Source organism: Tatumella ptyseos ATCC 33301 (assembly GCF_000735525.1).
GTDB classification, from domain to species: Bacteria; Pseudomonadota; Gammaproteobacteria; order Enterobacterales; family Enterobacteriaceae; genus Tatumella; species Tatumella ptyseos.
This window is the reverse complement of the sequence record NZ_JMPR01000038.1, coordinates 204,988-221,858: the sequence shown is the minus strand read 5'-3', so window position 1 is coordinate 221,858 and position 16,871 is coordinate 204,988. Positions and strand designations below refer to the sequence as shown.

Annotated in this window: 17 protein-coding genes and 2 tRNA genes; 18 read left to right on the top strand and 1 reads right to left on the bottom strand. The window is 51.7% G+C overall.

Annotation, left to right across the window (positions count from 1 at the left end):
* Positions 1-1,032: 1,032 nt before the first annotated feature.
* The 18 genes from GTPT_RS12945 (at position 1,033) to GTPT_RS16765 (ending at position 16,370) form a co-directional block, all read left to right on the top strand.
* Positions 1,033-1,106 (top strand) — tRNA-Cys (locus GTPT_RS12945).
* A 5-nt stretch (positions 1,107-1,111) separates the two neighbouring features.
* Positions 1,112-1,198, top strand: a tRNA-Leu gene (locus GTPT_RS12940).
* 672 nt (positions 1,199-1,870) lie between these two features.
* Positions 1,871-2,179: a MobC domain-containing protein gene (locus GTPT_RS12935; RefSeq protein WP_244875077.1), complete on the top strand. Its 309-nt coding sequence runs from the start codon at positions 1,871-1,873 to the stop codon at positions 2,177-2,179.
* 59 nt (positions 2,180-2,238) lie between these two features.
* Positions 2,239-4,308 carry a lipase family protein gene (locus GTPT_RS12930; protein ID WP_029989366.1) on the top strand — a complete coding sequence of 690 codons (2,070 nt, stop codon included), beginning with the start codon at positions 2,239-2,241 and terminating at the stop codon, positions 4,306-4,308.
* A complete protein-coding gene (locus GTPT_RS12925; RefSeq protein WP_029989364.1) occupies positions 4,292-4,567 on the top strand; it encodes a hypothetical protein in 276 nt (91 codons plus the stop codon). Before GTPT_RS12930 ends, GTPT_RS12925 begins: the two co-directional genes overlap by 17 nt.
* 696 nt (positions 4,568-5,263) lie before the next feature.
* Complete coding sequence (locus GTPT_RS17665; protein WP_025901711.1) at positions 5,264-5,647, top strand: toxin co-regulated pilus biosynthesis Q family protein; 384 nt, start codon at positions 5,264-5,266, stop codon at positions 5,645-5,647.
* Positions 5,648-5,657: 10 nt separating this feature from the next.
* On the top strand, positions 5,658-6,059 hold the full coding sequence (locus GTPT_RS12915; protein ID WP_025901712.1) for a type IV pilus biogenesis protein PilM: 402 nt from the start codon (positions 5,658-5,660) through the stop codon (positions 6,057-6,059).
* Between the two features lie 8 nt (positions 6,060-6,067).
* The gene (gene pilN, locus GTPT_RS12910) at positions 6,068-7,690 is read left to right on the top strand and encodes a PilN family type IVB pilus formation outer membrane protein (RefSeq protein ID WP_038011518.1); all 1,623 of its coding nucleotides are present in this window, start codon (positions 6,068-6,070) and stop codon (positions 7,688-7,690) included.
* Positions 7,691-7,695: 5 nt separating this feature from the next.
* Positions 7,696-8,961: a type 4b pilus protein PilO2 gene (gene pilO2, locus GTPT_RS12905; protein ID WP_025901714.1), complete on the top strand. Its 1,266-nt coding sequence runs from the start codon at positions 7,696-7,698 to the stop codon at positions 8,959-8,961.
* On the top strand, positions 8,948-9,481 hold the full coding sequence (gene pilP, locus GTPT_RS12900) for a type IV pilus biogenesis protein PilP (RefSeq protein ID WP_025901715.1): 534 nt from the start codon (positions 8,948-8,950) through the stop codon (positions 9,479-9,481). The genes pilO2 and pilP overlap by 14 nt, the downstream gene beginning before the upstream one ends.
* Entirely contained in the window at positions 9,474-10,967 is a 1,494-nt protein-coding gene (locus GTPT_RS12895; protein WP_029989360.1) for a GspE/PulE family protein, read from the top strand. The genes pilP and GTPT_RS12895 overlap by 8 nt, the downstream gene beginning before the upstream one ends.
* Entirely contained in the window at positions 10,964-12,046 is a 1,083-nt protein-coding gene (locus GTPT_RS12890; protein WP_051170678.1) for a type II secretion system F family protein, read from the top strand. The genes GTPT_RS12895 and GTPT_RS12890 overlap by 4 nt, the downstream gene beginning before the upstream one ends.
* Positions 12,047-12,059: 13 nt before the next feature.
* Positions 12,060-12,641 carry a type 4 pilus major pilin gene (locus tag GTPT_RS12885; RefSeq protein ID WP_025901718.1) on the top strand — a complete coding sequence of 194 codons (582 nt, stop codon included), beginning with the start codon at positions 12,060-12,062 and terminating at the stop codon, positions 12,639-12,641.
* A gap of 4 nt (positions 12,642-12,645) precedes the next feature.
* Complete coding sequence (locus GTPT_RS12880) at positions 12,646-13,113, top strand: lytic transglycosylase domain-containing protein (RefSeq protein WP_029989355.1); 468 nt, start codon at positions 12,646-12,648, stop codon at positions 13,111-13,113.
* A complete protein-coding gene (locus GTPT_RS12875; protein ID WP_029989353.1) occupies positions 13,110-13,721 on the top strand; it encodes an A24 family peptidase in 612 nt (203 codons plus the stop codon). The genes GTPT_RS12880 and GTPT_RS12875 overlap by 4 nt, the downstream gene beginning before the upstream one ends.
* A gap of 13 nt (positions 13,722-13,734) precedes the next feature.
* Positions 13,735-15,150 (top strand): shufflon system plasmid conjugative transfer pilus tip adhesin PilV, encoded by a 1,416-nt coding sequence (gene pilV / locus GTPT_RS12870; protein WP_029989351.1) that lies wholly within the window; start codon positions 13,735-13,737, stop codon positions 15,148-15,150.
* A gap of 80 nt (positions 15,151-15,230) precedes the next feature.
* Entirely contained in the window at positions 15,231-15,749 is a 519-nt protein-coding gene (locus GTPT_RS12865) for a hypothetical protein (RefSeq protein WP_025901722.1), read from the top strand.
* Positions 15,750-15,764: 15 nt separating this feature from the next.
* Positions 15,765-16,370 carry a hypothetical protein gene (locus tag GTPT_RS16765; protein WP_051170677.1) on the top strand — a complete coding sequence of 202 codons (606 nt, stop codon included), beginning with the start codon at positions 15,765-15,767 and terminating at the stop codon, positions 16,368-16,370.
* Between the two features lie 124 nt (positions 16,371-16,494).
* Here the strand turns inward: GTPT_RS16765 and GTPT_RS12855 are convergent, their stop codons facing one another.
* On the bottom strand, positions 16,495-16,830 hold the full coding sequence (locus GTPT_RS12855) for a DMT family transporter (RefSeq protein ID WP_025901724.1): 336 nt from the start codon (positions 16,828-16,830) through the stop codon (positions 16,495-16,497).
* Between the last annotated feature and the right edge of the window lie 41 nt (positions 16,831-16,871).

Below are 16,871 nucleotides of genomic sequence, written 5' to 3'. Positions count from 1 at the left end.
ATTTTTGTACTTTATTGCCGACTGCCGTCGGATCTCCCGCTTATTTCAGCCGTCCGTTGAGCCGTGAACTTCCGTCAGGTCCGTATCATTCAGTAGCGTCGCGCTCAACGGGCTCGCCTGTCTGTATAGCCACCGAAACACCTGTGGCCCTGCGTTTCTGAGCTTAACCGGCGACACTCACTATCGTTTCTGTGTTAGCCAGTCCGGAATAACCCTGTAGTAGCTCCCGGGTATCTCAGAAGCCGCCCGCCTGTATATCATCATTTCCGGACCGGAATACCTCCCCGTGTTTGTCAACAGGACCGCAGCGTTTCGTTGCCGGGCTTTTATAGTCTGACCCATTTGTACAGACCTGCCTGTGGATCGTTGTTGAGCACTTATCTGCCCCCGGCCGTGCCCCCGGAGACCTGGCCTGCGATGGTACTACAGGAGTAATGCACTCTGGCCATCTGGCCACTGTGCACGTTACGATGCTTACCGGGTTAAGGCAGCCCGCATGTATGCAGTCAGTGTCTTAGGGCGGAGAAATGGTGTGTTTTGTCTGAGATGACCGGAACAGGGAAAAACAGAGACTCTTCGCCCGGAACTGATTGAATATACGCCATTAGCTTCACGCTGACGGGGCTCTTTGTACGGTGTGCTGTTGACGTGTCCGGGAGCAGGGGAGTAAAGCTCAACGGAGAAGGGGTTTACCGTCTGAGTGTGGGGCTGTCAGTACCCTCTATGCCCAAAGTTTAGCTCTTTATCTCTTTAAATCAGTTGGTTAGTGGTGATAAATTCAACATCTCAGCGCGAATATGTTCGCTCACTGAACAGGTTGATGAATTTTCAGTCATTCAGTCGGTTTTATTAGAAAAAATAGGGGATAGCACTTGCCAAGGCCGGGGAACCAGTCCATAATAGCCGCCATTCCGGAGACGAAAGAGAAATTAAGTCTTTCGGAATCAATAAGTTAGGCCGGCGTTTTGCCGGTGCTAAACAAAAAATCAGAAAGATAACATCTTTTAAGGTGTTGTGATTCAAAGAATTAAAGGCGCGTTGGCAGAGTGGCCATGCAGCGGATTGCAAATCCGCCTACCTCGGTTCGACTCCGGGACGCGCCTCCAGATTTGCCCGGGTGGTGAAATCGGTAGACACAAGGGATTTAAAATCCCTCGGCTGTAAGGCTGTGCGGGTTCAAGTCCCGCCCCGGGCACCACCGATTCAAATGAACAAAAATAAGCACTTATGTGCAATGTCGTTTAACCGCCGTCAGGCGGTTTTTTTATGTCTGAAATTCATGCCCTGTGCCCACAGGTAGCAATAAGTTGATCCTACCCACGTAATGTGTAGACAGCTCTAAGTGGATGGTGATGGCTGAAAAACCAAAACCTCAAAAAGTATCCGGAACTCATACAGATATGCTTATACTGCCAGTGACGTATCTGCGTGTCCGTCCGCGCTGGACTCAGGACGATAGTTACCGGATAGGGGGCAGCAGTCGGGCTGAACAGGGAGCCTGCACACAGCCTGGCCTGGAGCGAACTGTCGAAACGGAATCGCGGTATCCTTTTCCCATGAACCGGTAACGCTCGCCGCAGCCTCATGACTGAACCTGAGTGATCGGATGAGCGGGGAGGTGTCATTTCATCTGACCGTACAGAGTACTGCGGTCACTCCTGAGCTACATATCACAACTGCCACATGAAGCACTTTACTGACTTCTGCCCCCATGCCAACATATTAAGCAATGATACACACCGTTAGTGCTACCTGACTGGTTCAGGGCTGCGCACCGAAACCCGCTAAAACCACTGACGCACAAGTGCCTTGTTTCTTCCCACCCGGCGCGGTGTTATCAGGGGGCCTGATTTCCGGGAAATGTACCCAAATGCTCACCCTGTGGGTGACTGAAGACGAGCACCGACGGCTGCCTGAGCGCTGCGACGGTAAACAGCTTGCAGCCGCGATGTGCCAGACTTACCTGGCCGCGAAACCGGTCCGTGCAGGCATACTTCCCTCGATCTCGCCGGCGTTGCTGCGTCAGCTGATCGGGGGGCGGAACAACCTCAATCAGACAGCCCGCAGAGTGAACCGCGGGCAGTGGTCCGGAAACGCGCGTGTGCAGGTGTTGCATGAGCAACAACAAAAGGATCGGGTTAAAGGCGGGCGCATCCGTAGCTGTAGCGGACGGATTTAGGTTAAGTTTCGTTCGGCATATGATGCTGACATTAACTTTTTAACATGCAAGGGATTAGCATGGAAATTATTGGCGACAATACCTGTTTCACCAGTATCAGGCCTAACAATAAAGTCGTTCAGTGTCGCGGAGAACAGCATAAATACTGGCTTGAACTTCGGTTCGTTGATGAAAACAATACCCCGGTTTCCGGGCTAAACGTGAGGCTGGAGTACCATCCGCTGGCGTCAGCCCGGGATGTGGAGATGTGGCGGCAATCCGGCTACGACTATAATCCGACACCGCCGCCCAATCCTCCGGGGGGCATGACCGATAGTCAGGGCGTGGTGCGCTTCGATAACCTGTACTGGATAGCGGTTGACGTGAAGACCGACGCCCGGCAGCTGGCAGATGAGATGGAAAAGCGCCCGCTGGGCCTGCGGCGTAACCCGAACAGCCAGCCGGTAAGCAACAATATATTCCGGCCGGAAACCCGCGACCCCAAATGGCGCTCAGACGTGCAGGAAAAAGCCGGGATAGCCGGATACATCCATCACTATGTGACCATCGGGGAGCTTTGCGACCGGCTTCCGGAGATCGATGGCTGGGCTGAGCCGGAGCCGCCGAAGTTTCATTTCCCACCGGGACGGTCACTGAAAGGCACCGAGATAGCGCGGGAGGCGCTTGATAAGCGGCATGTTATCGAGATCTGTCCGTTCCGCGCGTGGGTGCTGTCGCTGCACGACACGAAAGAGTATGACCTGGCGAACGCGCTGAACCTGGGCATTATGGCCGATCTGGTGTATGCCGCCGAAGCGAAGAACCCGACCATCGATTACTTTTTCCGGCAGAAGTGTCAGGATCTGTCCTGTCTCCCGCAGCTTGCAGAATTCCCGAATTATTTTCATACGCTGGCGGTGGACGTGCCGTTCCGGGAGCGGTATCAGCCTCCGCTCTATATGAATACCGGGGAGGGGGCGCAGGGAGAAGGTGATACCCGCCTGTTTACGGTGGAGTGTGCCTCGCACGTTCTGGTTGCCTGGTGCGGTACCGACAGTCTGCTGAATTTCCGGACCGACGTGTCCTTCGGCCCGAAACGGTGCCCTGCAGAGCTGGGCGGGATGGGGAATGTGCACGGCGGTTTTCTGGAAGCGTATCAGCTGGCTAAACGGAAGTTCGGGGATAAGTTTAATCTTCGGGCACTCAGAACATCTTTAGACAATAGAAAGTCATTATTTATTTGCGGCCATAGTCTGGGAGGCGCGCTGGCGCTGCTGTATGCCGCGGAGATGAAGGCATTTAACCCGGTGCTGTCCACCTACGGAATGCCGCGAACGTTCAGCCGTCTGGCCGCGTACATGCAGAGGGACATCACCCACTACCGTCACGCCAATGATAATGACATGGTGACACAGATCCCGCCGGAGGTGGATCTCGACAGCGAGCTTTACGAGAAACTGGGGTGGCTGGGTGACAAACTGGGCTTTGACGGGGTGATCACGTCGGCCATCGGTCTTTTACCGCGAACCTTCGGGGGAAATGCGGGCGTGGATATGGGGATTACACAGGAGAGAGATCCCTACTGGCATCACGGAAAAACGGTCCTGTTTTTACGCGCGGAACAGAGCGTAATGAAGTCCGGTGAGCGAAATACGCTGTGGATAGGGGGCGGAACGGTAAGCTATACGGAGAAGGCGGCGGTCAAACTGTATCTTGTGCCTGCCCTGAATGAAGAATACCTGATATCCACCAAAGAGCATCAGGCGGCATTCATACAATGTCTGGCGCCGGGCGAGCTGGAGAAGCGGTTCCCTAAGGGGGAAAATACGGCATCATCCGGCTGGTTCAGTAAGCTATCAAACCACTCGATGGCGCACCGCTACCTTCCCTATATTCATAATCAGGTGCTGGAGCTTGCCGATCCGGCGCGGGATATGGACCGGAAAGCCATGCGGGCTCGGTTCCGGAAGGGCGTTGAACAAAAGGCGAGCTTCAGTCATCCGGATGAGGTTGAACGTAATCGTGAGTTTCTGGCCCTTCAGGACATGCTGCCGGTCGCTCTGAGGCTGACACAGGCAGAGGAAACCGGGAAAAATGCCCTGCTGCGCTTTTCGGCGGTAACGGAGGAAGAAGTTGAACTTTCTCAATAAAACCACCGTCATTGCGTGTGCGGTGACGCTGCTTTCCGGGTGTGATAACCGGCCTGACAAGACGCTGTCTCCTCCGGCTGATGCAAAATGGTTGGACGTCACTTTCCGGGTACCGGAAGGGATTACGCTGCAGCCCGTCGGGTTGCTGTACCGTTCGGCACAGTGCAAATCTGTGCGCTACAACTCAAGCAGTGAACCGCATGATATACCGGGCTACAACGATATTGAGCAGCTTAAGGAATGCCATAAGTCTGTTTAACCGGCTCCACAGAAAGGGCCGCCCGCAGCCGGGCCGGTGAAATGACAAAAAAGGCCTGACAGATCTTAATCCGGCGATAGGGTGATTCAGTAATATTATCGGCTGTTATTTCTTATGCTCATCAGGTCATAAATATAAACCGCTATTTTTCACCACTCACCCAATAAGTATCTGTTCCTTTCCTAACGCCTTCTATGAATAAATAATCACAATCCGGACGCTCCTGATATTGCATAATATCCATAATAACAACGCGGAATATTCAATCCTCAATAAAGAGAATCCCGAAAAATAAGGCCCTGTTTTTTTCGGGGTTGTCGTTATTTTTTGATGACTATTATTAATCACAACGATCATTTTTTTAAATGGCAGGGGCGGTATTATTTATTCATTGTCATGAAGATGTAATAAAAATGATTTAACAGCAGTTAAATATACTTTGGTTACAATTTATCCCGAAAGGAACTGTTAGTTAACTAACATAGTATTAAATTTTGTATAAGGATCGTTATGTGATCCTTTTCTCTGGGTGAAGTTGATAAATTACAGTAATTAAGTATAAATCACTTAATTTCCTCTCGTAGTAAAGATTACGTAAATTTCTGTTTGCTTAAGTAAATTCATCTCTCTATGATTAATCTCATTCGTTAGCATTTAGTGCTATTTAATAAATCTACCGATAAGAGAAAATAATAGGTGGCCAGAAAAATATTATATTGCCTGGTGTTATTGTTTGTATTTTCAAGGCAGGATTTGGCGGCAGAGGGTTTTCTGGCTTCCCGGGCAGGCAATTCACCGGAAAACGGTCTGTCTCAGATTTATGAAATATCGTCAGGCACAACGTTGAAGGAGGGATTACAGCAATGGTCTGCCACGAGCGGGTGCAACCTTGCAGGTATTCCTCACTGGAAATTGATTTGGGAAAGCCATGTTAATTATCCGGTTGATGCCCCCCTTATTTTCCATGGGGATTATCTGTCGGCTATCGCAAAGGTCATCGATTTGTACTCAGCGGCTCAGATCCCGCTCTATGCACATATTTATCGCAACCAATGTCTGGTGGTCATCGATACCCGTTAAAGGATGACTTATGTATTACTGGTTACTGTCATTTTTTATCGGTGGATTATTATTTATGGGGCTGTTTCCTCAGGCGCAGACTCAGCGTCAGATTGATGATGAAAACTGCCAGCGAGAGGCGATATTTTTTCTGAACAGCTCAGTCAGGTGGCAGCATTCAGACCAGACACTGCCTGCCAGTGCCGGATATTCTGAAATCCCGTTACATTTTGAACGGCGGGGGTCACAACATTATATCTGGACTGCTGAAAAGCCGGGACTGGCAGGTTGTCTGATGGTGGTTAGCGAACATAGCCGGTTATTTTATATTTTTCGGCATCACCGCTTGTATGACATGTACGGTACAGCGGTAAACATAGAAATTCCTAATGACATGACTGACGACAGTATTCTCTATTATTACCAGGGATAAGATGGTTTATGAAATTCAATAAAAACACCACGCTGAGCCTGTTATCATTCATCTTTATTCAGATATCAGGATGCAGTAGCTGGCAGAGAATTAATGATATTGAAAAAGATAATAGTCAGCTGACATCACAGGCAGATGCCATGATGCCATTCAATAAATCACATCCCTATGTTATTAACGAAAAAACACAATGGATCAATCCTGAGCCGATAAGCCGCGACTTACAGAAGGAGCAGGATGAACTGCCATCCTGTAATATGACATTGAACCATCCGGGAAATATCAGCCTTGAGGCGGTTGCTTCACTGATTACTTCTCAATGTCATATTCCGGTGAATATCAGTCAGGATGCACTCAGTCAGCAGGAAAATAACCCTGGTTTCAGTAGTCAGGACCCGTCAATGAATGACCCTTTGCCGGGGAACGGCGCGCCGGTGAATACCGTTTCCTCCGGTACATCACTGAATCATCTTTTCTGGCAGGGGCCGGTTGCTGGTTTGCTGGATGATATTACCGCACGTCAGGGCCTGAGCTGGGAATATCAGGATCACCGGGTCATTATTTCTTATATGACCACGAAAACCTTCCCTGTTTTATTTATGGATAATAATGCCAGTTTTTATTCCCGTACGGTCAGCGGTACAACTTCTTCGCAAAACCAGAATATTAACGGCGTAGCAGGGGGCCAGAGCGCGTCTGACAATAGTGATAAAAACTCAGGCACGACTTCTCAGGCTACCACGATGGAAATAAAGTCCGGACTGTACCGTGATATCGCCAGCACCATCTCTATGATGCTGACTCCGGGTAAAGGACGGATGGATCTGACGAACGGAGAATTGACCGTTCGGGATACACCGCGAGTATTGAGTGATGTGGCGCGATATATCGATGATCGGAACACTCAACTAAACCGGCAGGTTGTTCTGAATGTGCAGGTTTACAGCATCGATAACAAAGATAACGACCAGCTAGGTATCGACTGGAAAGCGGTATTCAACAACAGCAACCTGGGGTTATCACTGACATCGCCGTATGCGGATGCGGCCAGTGAAATGATGAGTAGCGGTATCTCTATTCTGGACGGGAAAGGGCAGGGCAGTACGGCATTAGTGAAAGCGCTGGCAGAACAGACGCATCTGACCGTCGTGACCCAGCTCTCCAGCATGACGACTAACCTTTCAGCGGTTCCGGTTCAGGTAGCGTTACAGCAGGATTATGCCTCTGATACCAGCACAGAGAATACTGCCAATGTCGGTTCTTCCAGCAGTATCAGTAAGTCCACCATCACCACGGGCCTGAATATGACGATCCTGCCATATCTGATGCCGGACTCAACCCGTATGCAGTTGCAGTTTGCCATCAATATGTCCGATGACCCGACCTTCAGAACCTTTACCAGCCAGAATGCGTCGATTGAACTGATGAAAACCAGGATGAAAATTTTCACTCAGCGGGTATTGATGAAATCCGGACAGACGCTGGTGTTAAGCGGTTATCAGTCGGTAAGTAACAGTGATGATCATCAGGGCGTTGACCACTCTCATTTCTTCCTGTTCGGCGGGGGTGACGGCGGCAGCCGCGGGAAATCGGCGCTAGTGATCCTGATCACCCCGGTTCTGATGGGATAACGGTAATGCAACAGAACAGACCCTACAGCATCCGTCAGGGCGGTCGCCAACTGGTGGCCGGGCTTTCCTGGCGCTATCTGCCGGTCCGTGGCCGCAGGAAGATCCGCCAGCGCTTACCGGCGGTTCAGCACACTTACCATGTTGTGCTGACAAATGACCGCACGGGTGATCCGGGATGTCTGCTGGGCAGCGTACAGCTGCTACCGGCAAAACAGGGGCGAGAGAAACGTTATCCGCTGGCCCTGGTGGCTCTGCAGAAAATGCCACCAGACAGCTACGCCGTCTGCCGGCTGGAAGAAGGACTTTACTGGTTTATAGCCAAAGAAGGTCACGGGCTATCACCGTTCAGCGATATTCCCGGTACCCGTGAGGAAACAGAGCACTATCTGCAGCAGTTTTTGTTACTCCACCGCTCAGATAGCCAGTGGCAGGAATTTCGCAGCACCAGCGCGTCAGAAAAAAAAGAGACTTTCGCTGGCCTGACGCTGGACGAGTTGCTGCAAGATACGCCACCGCTGGCCCGTAAATACCGGCTGAAAGGAACAGATAACCGTTACCGGCTAAGGCTGGCCGGCGGGCTGCTGGTGGCCGGGGCTGCACTGCTTTCAGCCGTTATGTGGCGGAATAACTACCAGCAACAGCAGCGTATTGAAGCGGCCCAACGCTATTTGTTACTAAAGCAGCAAAGTGCGGCAGCCGATGCGGCTCCGCCCTGGTCCCGTCAGCCTTCCCTTAGTGAGGTGTTGTCTGCCTGTCAGCAGCGTACCGGTGTTTTACCGATTATGATTGCCGGCTGGGGATTAAGTCATGTGAGTTGTACGGCTGATCCCGCCAGGATAACGGCGAAATATAGTCTGCAGGGCAGCGGAACGGTCGATGATTTTTCCCGCCAGCTAAAAGAGCATGGTTTGTCCGGGCTGCCTTACCGGTTCAATCTTCCGGGAGCAGGCGATGAAGCTGAGCTGCTCTTGCCTTTTGTTATGCAGAAACGCCCTGGCCCTGGTGTGGCCTCAGAGCCTGCGTCGCTCACCTCGCTGGCGAGTCTGGCACAACGGACGCACAGTGAATTACAACTTTCGGACGTCGCCGGGACCGGGTCAGATCCGTTCAGTGTGCGGACATTTACTCTGGTGACGCCGATCAGTCCGCGTTTATTACTCTCAGGCCCGGTCATGCAGGCCCGGAACCTGGGGTTTACTCGCCTTGACATCAGCCTGACCGCGGGCCGGTTACTTTTTACGCTTGAGGGACGCTTATATGAAAAGCAGTAATTTCAGGGGAGGTTATCTGTTGATCCTGCTCACCTGTAGCCTGAGAGCGGTAGCCGGAAGTCAGGATGACGGATTTACCCTTGGCTCTCTTGAAAAGATCCAGGAAGAAACCTTATTTGACCAGGCTCAGCTGGAACATGTCCGGGCACGGAATGAGCTGGATAAATACCGGCAAACGGCTCAGCCACAACCGGCAGCAGAGCCTGCAGAAATCCCCGGCCATCAATCGACGGGTATGCACGGCGGGGCGGCTTATGCTCCGGCGCCTCTCAGCACGCCATCAGAAAGTACTCCGCCGGCAGAAGCCGCTCTGCCGATGGTTATCCAAATCTGGGGGAGTCGCCGGCATCTTAATGCACAGTTGCAGATGCCGGATGGGAAACGACTGACGGTGGATGAAAACACGATCCTGCCCGGCGACTTGTATCGCGTCATCGCGATCACTCCCCGTGAAGTCAGGATAAGTACCGGCCATGGCTCACCGAAGAACCTCGCATTTATCGGGGGGAGTGATGATTAATCGTCAGGACAGTTCGGCATACATTTATATTGACCGTTCTGCGGATGAGCCCACGGTTTACTTCTCCGAAGCTCACCGGCATGACCCGTTAACGACCTCGGTGCTGGCCGGCATACTGCGACAGACACCACAGGCCAGGTTTGAACCTGTCCAGCTCGATGAGCTGCGTCAGTTACAGAGTGAACAACAGAGTGGCCAGGTCACTTCGGAGATCAGCCGCTCTGAGCAGCAATCAAGAGTGATCCGTTATTTCCGGCAGGCCGTGACTCTCGGAGCTTCAGATATTCATCTGCTGATAGGGTACCAGGAGGTCACTCTGGTGCAGTTACGTATCCACGGCCAGTTGCGCACCATCGCGCAACTGGAGCGCGAAGAAGGTATGCAACTGGCGGCGACCATTGTGTTATCCATGTGTGATGTAACGGAAAAAAGCTTTAATGCTAACCGTGCACAGGATGGCAGGTTACGCAGTGAATTTGTCCGTCAACTGGGGATTTTCGGTGCCCGTTATGCACATACGCCTGCCGAATTCGGGCTGTATGTTGTCATGCGCGTTTTGCCCGATGACAGTAGTTCATTACCCACCCCGGACCAATTAGGTTTTCTGCCGGTGCAGCAGCAACAGATCACCCGAATGCTGACCCGTCCCGAGGGGATCATCATTATTTCAGGGCCTACCGGCTCAGGAAAGAGTACCTCTCTGCGCTGTTTCAGCCGCTGTTACCTGGAACAGACGTTACACAGTAAACGGCTGTTCACCATTGAAGATCCTCCTGAAGGGATGATCCCCGGGGCGGTTCAGACGCCGGTGATCGCTGATCGCACCGATCCCGAAGCGCTGAGTCAGGCCTGGTCCAGAGGCATTTCATCGGCGTTACGTCTGGATCCGGATGCGATGATCATCGGTGAGATCCGCGATACTAACTCGGTCCGGGCCGCACTCAGTGCCGCGAAGTCAGGGCATCTGGTGCAGACCACTCTGCATGCTAACGATGCTATCGGTATTCTGGATCGCCTGACCGATACCCTGCAAATTCCGTTGCCGGAAATTGCTGATGCTCAGTTAGTGATTGGCCTGATTGCACAGCGTCTGGTCCCTGTGCTGTGTCCGTCCTGCAAGCTGAGCTGGCAGCAAAAGCTACCTTCCTTATCAGCGGAACAACGGGAATTTCTGACACGGCATTGTGATGCAGAAAAACTCTGTTTCCGGCATTCGTCCGGATGTTCAGCATGTTTCCATGGCACGGTTGGCCGGAAAATGATTGCCGAGGTGATCCGCCCCGATGCCCGCTTTATGGAGCTGTACCGGCACGAGGGTAAAATTGCTGCCCGCAGATACTGGCTGGATACCCTGAACGGCATTACCCGAACGGCGCACCTGAAAGACTATCTTCATCAGGGAGTTGCCGACCCGCTCGACGCCGATTTGATCAGCCCGCTGGATGAAGATGACCTGATGCAGCCTTCTCTAAGGAGTCAGGCATGACGGAGAAACGGACGTGGCGGGAATACAGCGAATCTCTCAGTCGCCAGCTGGCATTGAGAACCTTCTCAGGGAATGACCGGATCAGTTTGTATGATGACCTGGCTTTCCTGCTGGAGAATCAGTTCAAACTCGCAGATGCCATCAGCACGCTGATTATCAGCGATCGTTCGGCAAACAGCCCGCGGGTCTATTGTCTGCAGGATATTGCTGCCGCACTGACCTGCGGCATGTCACTGGATAAAGGATTACGTGGCTGGGTCCCGGAGCAGGAACTCTTATTGCTCGGTGCGGGGGTCAGTGACGGTGACCTTGCTGCCGCTATCCGACGCGCCATGACCATCGCGCGGGCCACAAAAGAGATGCGCTCAGCCTGCAGTGCTGCGCTGGCGTATCCGTGCCTGTTACTGATCTCTTGTCTGTTTATGGTGCAACTGGTCAGTCATCGCTTTCTTCCGCGACTGGCGGTTCTGGTCAGTGAAGACCAGTGGCAGGGCTCGCTGCAGGCACTGGCCATTATTTCCCGCGGGCTGAGTGAACACCTGATCCTGATCTCTGTCAGCGCTCTTGTGCTGACGGGCTGGACACTCTGGTCACTGCCTAATCTGACCGGACGTGTGCGTTGCCACCTGCTGGACCACATATTGCCGTGGAAACTTTACCGCGATATCCAGGGGGTGAGTTTCCTGCTGAATATCTCGGCACTGCTCCGTGCACAAGTGAAAACCGAACAGAGCATCAACCAGTTAATGCAACGCGCTTCGCCCTGGCTGTATGAACGGCTGGAGGCCACTCTGCAGCATGTCTGGCAGGGAAAGCATCTGGGGGCAGCATTGTTTGCCAGCGGATATGCCTTTCCTTCAGCGGAGACCGTTAAAAAACTACGGGTACTGACTGCCGCGGATAATGCAGAAAATATTATAGAAAATTTCGCTAATGACTGGCTGCAAAAAACCGTACAGCGGATTAAGCAAACCGCGACGATGGCCGGGTATGTCTGCCTGGGCCTGAACGCCGGTTACATGGTACTGATCCTGCTCTCCACGCAGGACCTGAATAACCTGATTTCCGTTCATCAATAACCCGAGGAAACTCATGACAACTGCAACACGAATACACCGGGGCGCTATCTCCCTGTTTGAAGCCGGTATCTGGATCACCATTTCCCTTATTGTGCTGGTGATTGGGATCAGTGTCGGAGGGGGATTATTCAGCCGTAATGATACCAGCACGGAGATGGGGAATATCAGTGAACTGATCACCAATACCCGTAATATGCTGAAAGTCGGCGGGAGTTACCAGTTTGCATCCGACCGGGAAATGACCGGGGCGTTGATCCGTTTCGGTGGCGCGCCGGGGAATATGACCATCCGCGGGGATAAAAACTCCGGTCAGGCCATCCTCAGTAATGTCTGGGGCAAAAATGTCACTCTGGTTCCGGATAACGTGCAGGGAGAGGGCAGCGACAGCGGATTCATACTGCGTTATGAGGGGGTCCCGTCGGAGGCTTGTACAACTCTGGCGACCAAACTGGGTAGCACCAGCCTGATCGATCATATCAGTATTAACGGTCACCGCTATACCAGCAGTCAGGGGGCGGGAGAGGCCGCTGCGGACTGCCAGTCCGCCGGGGGCGGTAAAGATGATAACCGTCTCGAATTTTTCAGTGCGAACTGACACGATGGATCGCGGGCTTCTTTGTTTTCTGCTGCTGTTATCGTGGCCAGGCTGTGCCGCAGATTGTTTTGAGCAGGCAGCCCGCCACTATCATTTGAATGCTGATCTTCTCAGGGCCATCAGTCAGGTGGAAAGTCAGGGAGAGGCGGGCAGTATCGGACTGAATCGTGATGCACAGGGGCGGGTGATCAGCAGAGACTACGGACTGATGCAGATTAATTCGACCCATATCGCCGCATTGATTCGTGAGCACCGGATACACCAGGCCACAGATTTATTGCGGGACCCTTGTCTGAATATCGATACAGGCGCAGGGATCCTGGCCCGTCATCTGAGCTATTGCGGAAATAACTGGGCCTGTCTGGCCACCTACAACACCGGTTTTCTGCAGGGCCGGGATCAGGCACGCCGCCGTTATATCCATAAGGTTTACCTGGCTTATATGATGTATTCGCAGCGGAAGGCAGGATGATGGCAGACAAGATAGTGCTGTTTATGGTCGCCGGAATGCTGATGGTCAGGCAGGCCTGTCAGTTTATCGGTGATCATCAGGGGAATACCCCGGGCAAGCCAGTGCCTGTGGCAATTATTCTGCTGGCCACAGCCGCTTTTGCTCTGGCACTGTGGGTGCCAGGCATGTCCGCACAGCCTGTGGTACTGGCAGCGTTTCTGTTATGGGGAATTTTATTCACCGTGATTGATATCAGCAATTTCTGGCTGCCCTGGCGCTTTACTCTTAGTTTTACAGTGACCGGTGCATTGATACTCTTTCTGATAAAGGGCAGTGCCGCCGTTATTACCGGAATAATTACCTGGGGTATTCTGTTTTTATTATTCCGGGGAGTCGAAAAAATTTCGCTGAGGATCTGCGGAACCTCGGTAGGTCAGGGGGATGTGTATTTTATCAGTGCATTGAGTTTCTGGATGCATTGGCAAGTCATTTGTCTGGTATCCGGCGTGGGTTTTTTATTATTATTTTGTCACGCACTGATAATAAATAAAAAAACATTACCGTATGCCCCTTATTTTTATGTAGCGTTCTTACTCTGTCAGGTAACGGATGTTGCCGGATTAATTTAACAATAGTGTACCTATGGAAAATATACATCGCGGAGATACGCTGTTTTCTCTGAGCCTGGTGCTGGCGTTAATATTAATTGCAGCGCCGATAGGGTATCAAAGATACAGTGACTATTTACAACTGCAGGAATGGACAGTCACCGCCAGAGAAACTGACATGTTTTCCGGTGCGGCTGAGCGTTACCTGAAAGATAATTATGGTGAATTACAGAAACATTTGCTGGCAGAGAAATTTATTGCGATCGATGCAGAGCAACTCCGGCAACAAGGGTATCTGGATAAAAATATCTCGCTTATTAATAACGAGGGGCAAAGCTATACCGCGTATTTCACTCTGGATAACCTGACGGATAAAAATATTACAGGGTTATTACTTTCCCGGCAGGGCACTGTTCTCAGTGAAAAAGGGATGCGTTATATCGCACGACTGATGCACGGAGAGTCCGGGTATATCAGTAAAGATAATCAGGCGACCGGGGTGGATGGCAGCTGGAAACTGAATACCACGGAGTCCGGCATTCCGGCGGCCCGTGGGCATCTGGTCACGCTGTTCTCCGCCGACACGATGCAGAGTGTATTCAGTGAAAGTGACCGCCTTTACCGTTATACGGTACCAGGCCATCCGGAACTGAATCAGATGCATGCCGATATGGATCTGACGCAGCACGGGATACGTAATGCAGGCGAGATCACTGGAAAAAACATATCGCTCAGCGGCAGTCTGGCGGCAGACAGCGTATCGGCCAAAGCCGGGCTGTGGAGTGACGGTACGATCACCGGTGAAACGGATATCCGTACCGTGACCGGGTCATTGGTGACCCGCGGGGATAAAGGATGGATCAACAGTACCCATAATGGCGGCTTTTATATGGATGATGACCAGTGGGTAAAAGTCTGGAAGGACAAAGGGATTGAAACCGGGGGTGAAATTAAAGGCGGGAAAATATCTTCAGATGGCCGCATGACGACCCGTGAATATTTGGAGGTTCAGGGCAGTGCCTCACTGAATTCTGCCTGCAATGAAGATGGCCTGATGGCTAATGGCGGCAATTCAGGGATTTTATTTTGCTACAACGGCCAGTGGACGGGATATATGAAAAATTCGGTTCAGCTTTCCAGCCTCGGTGGCAGAACCGGAAGCTATCAGGGCGTCAATGGCACGGGTGAAATGGTCTGGATGTCGGCAACCGGGGGGAATTCTTCACTGAACCGGAGTGCAGGAGATGGCTATTGTTATAATTTTGCGGATTTAAGCGCCGCAGTTAACGGAATTATTGTCGCTCACAATAGCAGTCAGGGTAAAAATATTACGCCTTCAACTTCGGTGTTATTTGCTATTCCGCCGGGAGCGAGTTTTTCCGTGTCTTCCCGGCCAGGCCAGTTATATGGCTGCGGATCCGGACAGTTTTCTGTTTCTGCTTATCAATAATCGTTATCGGAAAATCAGGAGGTGAATTAAAAACAAAAAACCGTGTGTATTCCTTATTAAATATAACTATGGAGTCTGTAATGAATAAAATGATGAAAAGCATTCTGGCTTTCCCGCTGGCAGGGTTATTTGCAGCTAATGTTATGGCAACAGATACACCGGCCGATCAGGAGCCGGTGACCACAGTCACCACAACGACCTATTATGCGTTAGGGGATACTGATGGTGGCGTTTTAAATTATTTTAAAACGAAATACACCGCCGGCAGTGCCAGTGATTACGATATTTTATTATTAGGTGATTCACTCAGTGCTGACGCGTCCTTAAAAGCGACTGTAACTCAGGCATTAACGCAGGGAAAAGAAGTGATTTTTGATGGCAGTGCGGGCGGTAAAAAAGCGGCAACACTGGCAGGAGAAGTCCTGGGTTCTTCGGTTCAGGCGGATGCTGTGATGTTTAAAACGGCACCGGAGGGTGATGGTTATCTGATGACCCCGGTGGATCTGAGCTCCGGGCAGTATTCCACAGAGTTATTCTCGGATGAAAAAACAACATCCGCTGTGAATTCAGACAATACGCCGGATCAGATCTTCCAATAATTCAGGGGACAGACAATGAAAAAGATTTCACTAACGTTGTTAGCGGCACTGATTCCGCTGTCGAACAGTTTTGCAGGCACCTGCCTGGTGGGCCATACCGAGGATGTTATATTAACCGGCAAATCTGCCGCCTTTGCCCAGACCCAGTCGCGTACGACCTGGGAAGACTGGATCTGGCGCGGACCTATCTATCTGTGCCCGCAAGGGTCCGGCGGGGTAACCAGCTGCACCTATATCTGGGGGCAGACTAAAACCACCGGGTATCAGTGGGGCGGCACGGTCGGTCTGAATCTGAGTAAAATTCCGGTGATCGGTGGGGCATTGAGCCTGTTCTCGGTAAGTGCGAACTATAGCCACCAGCAGAGCTTCAGCACTAACTATAACTGGAATATCAGCGTTGAGCCTGGCTATTACGCGCAGCCGATCCAGGTGGTAGTTCGTCGCTGGACTCAGGGCAGTTACCGCGGCGGATACGTTCATAACCCGACCACCAGTTGTTCTACCGGTATAGCCTCCACACCAGCACCTAACTGGTATGGCTGGGATAATAGTGTTGTTGCAGGACGCTGGACGGCGAATATCGAGCAATCACGTTACGCGAGTTATTACGTTCATAAATAATCCGCGTCACTGAAGTTAACCACCCCTTACCGGGGTGGTTTTTTACTTTTGGGTTACGCATAACATTTCTGTCTGCGGGGAGGCCCGACTTGCCGCAGAGCGGAAGCCCGTCACGGACGGCAGATCAATGGGTGACGGATTTGGAAAATAACTGGATGACTACCACGCCCATCACTATCAGCAGGATGCCGAGGATGGCTGCAAGGTCCAGCGTTTGCCGGAAAAACACCCAGGAAATCAGAGACACAAGACAGATGCCCACCCCGGCCCAGATAGCATAAGCTACCCCGACATTCATGACCCGCACCACCTGAGATAATCCCGCAAAAGAAATGATATAACCGGCGATGACTGCCAGGGAAGGGAGCAGGCGGGTAAAGCCTTCGGAGGATTTGATCATCGAGGTGGCAAAAGTCTCAGCAACGATAGAGACCAGAAGGATCAGCCATGTTTTTAACATAATATCATCCTTAAAGTGCACCCCGGGGAAGGACCTCTACG